We start from the raw sequence: 5,162 nt of genomic DNA on the forward strand, positions 1-5,162 counted from the left end.
GTGCCCGTGCCCGCGTTCATGTCCGTTTTCTCCCGGATCCCCGTGTTCTCCCTCATGCGCGGGATTCTGACATGCCGTCACGACAGTGCGGCCGGGGCCGGGGGAGCCCTGCCCTGATCGCGGTGGCCCGCGGCACGCCGTCGAGCGTCCGCGCGGCGGCCCCGGCCGGGTGCGGCGGGCCGGGCCGGCTGCGGCTGTCGATGGTGCGGGGGCCGCCCCCGTTGTCGGTGCGGTGTGCGGGGGTGCCGCCCCGTGGGCGGGGGCAGGCGCGGAGCGGTACCGGTGGGCCGGGTGATCGCCCGGGTCGGGGAGGGCGGCCGGCCCACGGCGCACGCGCCGGACATCACCGACCCGGTGCCGCTCGCGCCCGAGGCGATCGGGCGCCTGCGCGTGGCCGGCGGCGGCCCGCTGCCCCCGGGCCTGCGCCGCCGGCCCGCCTTCGACGGCTCCAAACTGAGCCGCGTCGGCCGGTACGACGATGCGCGGGCGCCCGTCCTGGGGGCCGCGCGCTCGGCGGGAGGGCCGCTCGGGTGTACGGTGCCGACGGCGCGACGGCCGTGTGCGCCGATTTCGAGGACCTGCCGCCCTTCGTGTGCCTGCCGCCGGTCGGCGGCTGCGATGCGCGCCGCCCGCTCCACTGGGCCGGCCCGACTGCACCGGCGAGTACCCGGTGCTCGTCACCGACATCGACGACCTGCCGTACGCCGCCGTGAGGTACCCCGGCCTCGACGTCCACCTCGCCGACCTCGCCGACGTGATCGATTTCGACCTCGACCTCGACACCTGCACGGGCCTGATGGGCCACCCCGAGTACGGCCCCCGGATGCGCGAACACGCGCGGAGCACCGAATCCGGCCCCGCCGGCCTGGAGTTCCACGACCTCGACCGGGGCGGGGAGGCCTGAGCCCCGCGGCCGGGCCCGATCCGCGTCCCGCGGTCGGCGCAGGGGCCGTGAGCTGCTAGTATTCTTCTCGTCGCGAGGGAGACGATCCCTCGTCAGGCGTCAGCGGTGCTACCAGAGCACACCCTACTTTCAGTAGGGAGAGTCCGTGCGATCCGGGCCTGGCGCTCCACCGTCGGACGGGGTCCGGCACCTGCCCAGGTGCCGGACCCCGTCCGCGTTCGGCGAACCGCCCCGTCCGCGTCCGCGACGGGTTGGCGCAGCGAAATCCCCGCCCGGCTGGCCGCAGGGCGCGGTCGGCCTCGGACACAGGCCCCCGGCTGGCGTGGCCGACCCGGAATCCCGGTGATGTCCACCCCGAGGCCTCACCACCGAGGGCGCCCGCCTCCACGACGTCGTGACCCTCGACGACCACCTGCCGGCCCTGATCGGAGAACCGGGCGGCCGCGGCCTTGGGCGGTGTCCCTGGGTGAGGTGGCTCCGTCGTGTCGGGGTTATGGGCGGGTCTCCTCGGAGGTGACGGCTTTGAGTGTCATCGGCCGGCCTTTCAGGGTTCTTGGGCGGGGCCGGCCGCCGGGGGGTGCCCCTATGCCTTTGGTCAAGGTGGTCGGTGGGTGTTTCGAGGTGCGTGGGACGATGTGCTTGTGCATGCCGATGATCAGATTGACGAGGGCGTTCCTGCTGAGCTCGTGGTGTTTCTCAGGGGCGCTGTCGATGACCGCCCGGTGAGAATCGTTCCTTCCCTCTGTGGAGGTTGCGGCGGCCAGGAGTTCTTCGTGCTGGTGAACGACTGTGGAGCGGAGCGGGAGTGCTCTGGCTGCGGCAGCCGTGCGTTCATCGCGGATAGCGAGGATTACTGGGAGGAGGACTCCTGGGAGACCGAGAGGTCCGGCCCGGCCTACTGTCCGTGCGGAAGGGACAAGTTCGAGGCCGCGGTCGCCTTCTCCCTCGGCGAGGACGGATCGGTCCGTTGGGTGACCGTCGGCCTTCGGTGCATCGCGGATGGACTCTGCGGTGTCCCTATCGACTGGGAGATCGACTACGGTCCCACGGATCACCTCCTGACCATGGTCTAGGTCTGCGGAGCGAGGGCCCGAACAGGCTGGGGTTCGTAGAAGGTTCCGTCGCGGAGCATGGCGAAGAGGACGTCGCCCGGCGTCGGGCGAGGCAGAGCGGAGCCTGAGTGTGGTGCTTCCCTTGGGCGATCTCCTTGTCGTAGTGGGCCCGGGATGCCGGGTCGCCCAAGGCGGCGGACGCAGAGAGGAAGAAAGCCCTCTTGAGCTGCTTGTTTCCTCGTCGGGAAGGCTGTTCGCCGCGGATCGAAGAGCCTGGGCTGCGGGTCGCGGGGGCGAGGCCAGGGTAGGCGGCGAGGTGGCCGGCGGTCGGGAAGGTGCCCCTATGTGTTTGGTCAAGCGGTTCGAGGCTGTGCCTCAGCTCTCGGTGGATGGCTCGGGTCCGGTGTAGGCGTAGATCCAACCGGCCCGGGTGTTGGTGGAGTGGACCGCTTCGTAGGCATGCCGGGTCGGTCCGGCTGGACCGCCGGATGCGCGTATGAGGGCGGGTGGCGTCCCGTCCGGACCGAGAAGGACGATCTTGGTGCGGCCGTCGAACGGGCCGCCGACGAGCTTGATGCCGACGGTGTTGTTGACCACCTCGCCGGCGAGCCAGCGGTCGACGGTCCTCATGTGCTCGGAGTTCTCGGCGTCCATGGGCAGAGCGGATCACGGCTGATGCCGGTGGACAAGAGGCAGGCTCAGGTCGTGGCCGCGGGCCGGGATTCGTAGAGGGTGCCGTCGCGGAGCATGGCGAACAGGACATCGACCCGGCGTCTGGCCAGGCAGAGGAGGGCTTGGGTGTGCCGTTTGCCCTGGCCGATCTTCTTGTCGTAGTAGGCGCGGGAGGTCGGGTCGCCGAGGGAGGCGAACGCAGCCAGGAAGAACGCCCGTTTCAGCTGCTTGTTGCCGCGGCGGGAAGGTTGCTCGCCGCGTATGGAGGAGCCGGAACTGCGGGTCGCCGGGGCGAGGCCGGCGTAGGAGGCGAGGTGGGCGGCGGTCGGGAACGCACTCGCGTCGCCGACATCGATCAGGACCCGGGCACCGGTCCGCGTTCCGACGCTGGGCATGGAGGTCAGGATCTTCGACAGCGGGTGCTCTTCCAGCAGTTCCTGGATCCGCTTCTCCAGGAGTTTGCGCTGGTCGAGGACGGCCCGCAGTGAGCCGGCCAGGCTTGGCACGATCAGCGTGGCTGCCTCGGTGCCCGGGACGATCACGGTCTGTTCGTCGAGCGCGGTGAGGATGTCCTCGACGAGACGCTCGAACATCCGCGGGGCCAAGGGCCGGGCAGCGGTCTGCAGGCGGCGGCGTCCGGCCTTGCGCAGGGCGGCCGGTGAGCCGAACCGCTCCAGCAGTGCCAGGACCGCCGGGTGGTCGATCCGCGGTCCCAGCACGCGTTCCAGGTGCGGGTGGATCTGGGTCAGCAAGCCACGCAGGCGGTTGGCGACGCGGGTCGCCTCGCCGGCCAGGTCATCGTCGAATCCGACGATCATCTCCAGTTCGGCAATGGTCTCGTCGGTGAGCTCGATGCCCCGCAGGGTGTGCGGCATGGTGTGGGCGGCGTCCGCGATGACGAAGGCGTCGCGAGCATCGGTCTTGGCCTCGCCAGGGTAGAGGTCGGCAATGCGGCGCATCGTCAGGCCGGGCAGGTAGGCGACGCGGCAGCCGGCGTCCCGGGCGACCGCGAGGGGCAGAGCGCCGATGGAGGCCGGCTGGTCGACGACAAGCAGCACGGTGCCGTGCTTCGCGGTGAGCTTGTCCAGCACGGCACGCATCTTGGGCTCGCTGTTCGGCAGCCGCTTGTCGAAGACCCGCTTGCCTGCGCGGGTCACGGCGGTTCCGTGGTGCTCGCCCTTGCCGACGTCCAGGCCGAGGAAGACGTCCACATCGCCGGTGTCGATCACGCTGATTCCCTACGAGGTCGTACCGTCCCGGCCTCGTTGGCGTGGCACCAGTCGCCGGCATCCACGTTACGAAGAGCCCCCCAGCGAGCTGGTGGTCCTGCCCCTATCAGCGGTCTACCGATGCCTCCGGCCCGGTGACACCACCCCCCCGGATCATGCGAACTACAGGGGGCAACAGTCATGCCGGACCGGAGGCCGGGAGCCCCATTGCGGGGCCCCATTAGGTGACGGGGGAAGGGGGGGCGTGGTCAGTCGATGACCGCGGTGGCTTCGATCTCGACCAGGTGTTCGGGGATGTCGAGTGCCGCGACGCCCAGCAGGGTGGCGGGGGGTGTCGGTGTGACGCCCAGTTGTGTGGCGGCCCGGTTGATCCCTTCCATGAGCAGGGGCATCTTGTCGGGGGTCCAGTCGACGACGTGGACGGTCAGTTTCGCCACGTCGTCCAGGTGGGCGCCGACCTCGGCCAGGGCGGTGGCGATGTTGAGGTAGCACCGTTCGACCTGGGCGGCGAGGTCGCCCTCGCCGACGGTGACGCCGTCGGCGTCCCAGGCGACCTGGCCCGCGACGAAGACCAGCTTCGAGCCGGTCGCGATCGACACCTGCCGGTAGGCGTCGATCTTGGGTAGTCCGTCGGGGTTCACCAGGGTGATGGGCATGCGGCTTCTTCCTTGTCATGAGGGCGCCTGACGGCGCGTCTGCTCTCTTGTGGTTACTCGGGAACCGTAGGAGAGTGGCGGCTGAGGTGGAAGAACGCACTTTTCGGTGACGGGGGAACCTGATGGGAACCGCACAGCTCAGTGGCTCGGCCGACGACGCGGACGTGAGGCGCGCCGACTCCCTGGCCCGGGAGATCTTCTCGGACGTCGCCAACAAGTGGGCCCTGCTGATCATCGAAGCGCTGGGCGGGCGCACCCTGCGCTTCAGTGAACTGCGCGACGAGATCGAGGGCATCAGCCACAAGATGCTCACCCAGAACCTGCGCATGCTGGAGCGCAACGGCCTGGTCGAACGGACGGTGCACCCGGTGGTGCCGCCGCGGGTCGAGTACACCCTCACCGACCCGGGCCAGGCCCTGCGGGTGACGATCGAGGGGCTGTGCGACTGGACGCACCGCTACCTCTCTCACATCGACGCCTCCCGCAACCGCTTCGACGCCTGACGGGTCGAGCGCGCCCCGGCCCGCCCCAGGCTTCGCGACCGTGCCGGCCCGCGTGCCGCACGACAGCCCTGCGTGTCCGGACGGGGATGGCCCCGGCCCGCCCCAGGCCCCGGCCCGCGCCGGCCCGCCCCGGGCGCCGGCCCGGG

General features: G+C 70.8%; 6 protein-coding genes and 1 pseudogene. 3 read left to right on the forward strand and 4 right to left on the reverse strand.

What is annotated here, in order from left to right:
• The first annotated feature begins 592 nt into the window (after positions 1 to 592).
• Entirely contained in the window at positions 593 to 904 is a 312-nt protein-coding gene (locus tag ACWEQL_RS30490) for a hypothetical protein (protein ID WP_452153571.1), read from the forward strand.
• A 641-nt stretch (positions 905 to 1,545) separates the two neighbouring features.
• Positions 1,546 to 1,977 (forward strand): hypothetical protein, encoded by a 432-nt coding sequence (locus tag ACWEQL_RS30495; protein WP_452153572.1) that lies wholly within the window; start codon positions 1,546 to 1,548, stop codon positions 1,975 to 1,977.
• Here ACWEQL_RS30495 and ACWEQL_RS30500 read toward each other — a convergent pair.
• The 4 genes and pseudogenes from ACWEQL_RS30500 to ACWEQL_RS30515 all read right to left on the reverse strand — a co-directional run.
• Positions 1,974 to 2,290, reverse strand: a pseudogene (locus ACWEQL_RS30500) (transposase); the annotation flags it as partial. The gene ACWEQL_RS30495 and the pseudogene ACWEQL_RS30500 overlap by 4 nt on opposite strands.
• Before the next feature lie 41 nt (positions 2,291 to 2,331).
• Complete coding sequence (locus tag ACWEQL_RS30505) at positions 2,332 to 2,610, reverse strand: hypothetical protein (protein ID WP_452153573.1); 279 nt, start codon at positions 2,608 to 2,610, stop codon at positions 2,332 to 2,334.
• 44 nt (positions 2,611 to 2,654) lie between these two features.
• Positions 2,655 to 3,857 carry an IS110 family transposase gene (locus ACWEQL_RS30510; RefSeq protein ID WP_452153574.1) on the reverse strand — a complete coding sequence of 401 codons (1,203 nt, stop codon included), beginning with the start codon at positions 3,855 to 3,857 and terminating at the stop codon, positions 2,655 to 2,657.
• A gap of 248 nt (positions 3,858 to 4,105) precedes the next feature.
• On the reverse strand, positions 4,106 to 4,513 hold the full coding sequence (locus ACWEQL_RS30515) for a RidA family protein (protein WP_452153575.1): 408 nt from the start codon (positions 4,511 to 4,513) through the stop codon (positions 4,106 to 4,108).
• A gap of 122 nt (positions 4,514 to 4,635) precedes the next feature.
• Here ACWEQL_RS30515 and ACWEQL_RS30520 point away from each other — a divergent pair, with 122 nt between their 5' ends.
• Entirely contained in the window at positions 4,636 to 5,016 is a 381-nt protein-coding gene (locus tag ACWEQL_RS30520; RefSeq protein ID WP_452153576.1) for a winged helix-turn-helix transcriptional regulator, read from the forward strand.
• Positions 5,017 to 5,162 lie beyond the last annotated feature (146 nt).

It is taken from the genome of Kitasatospora sp. NPDC004240, assembly GCF_053603215.1.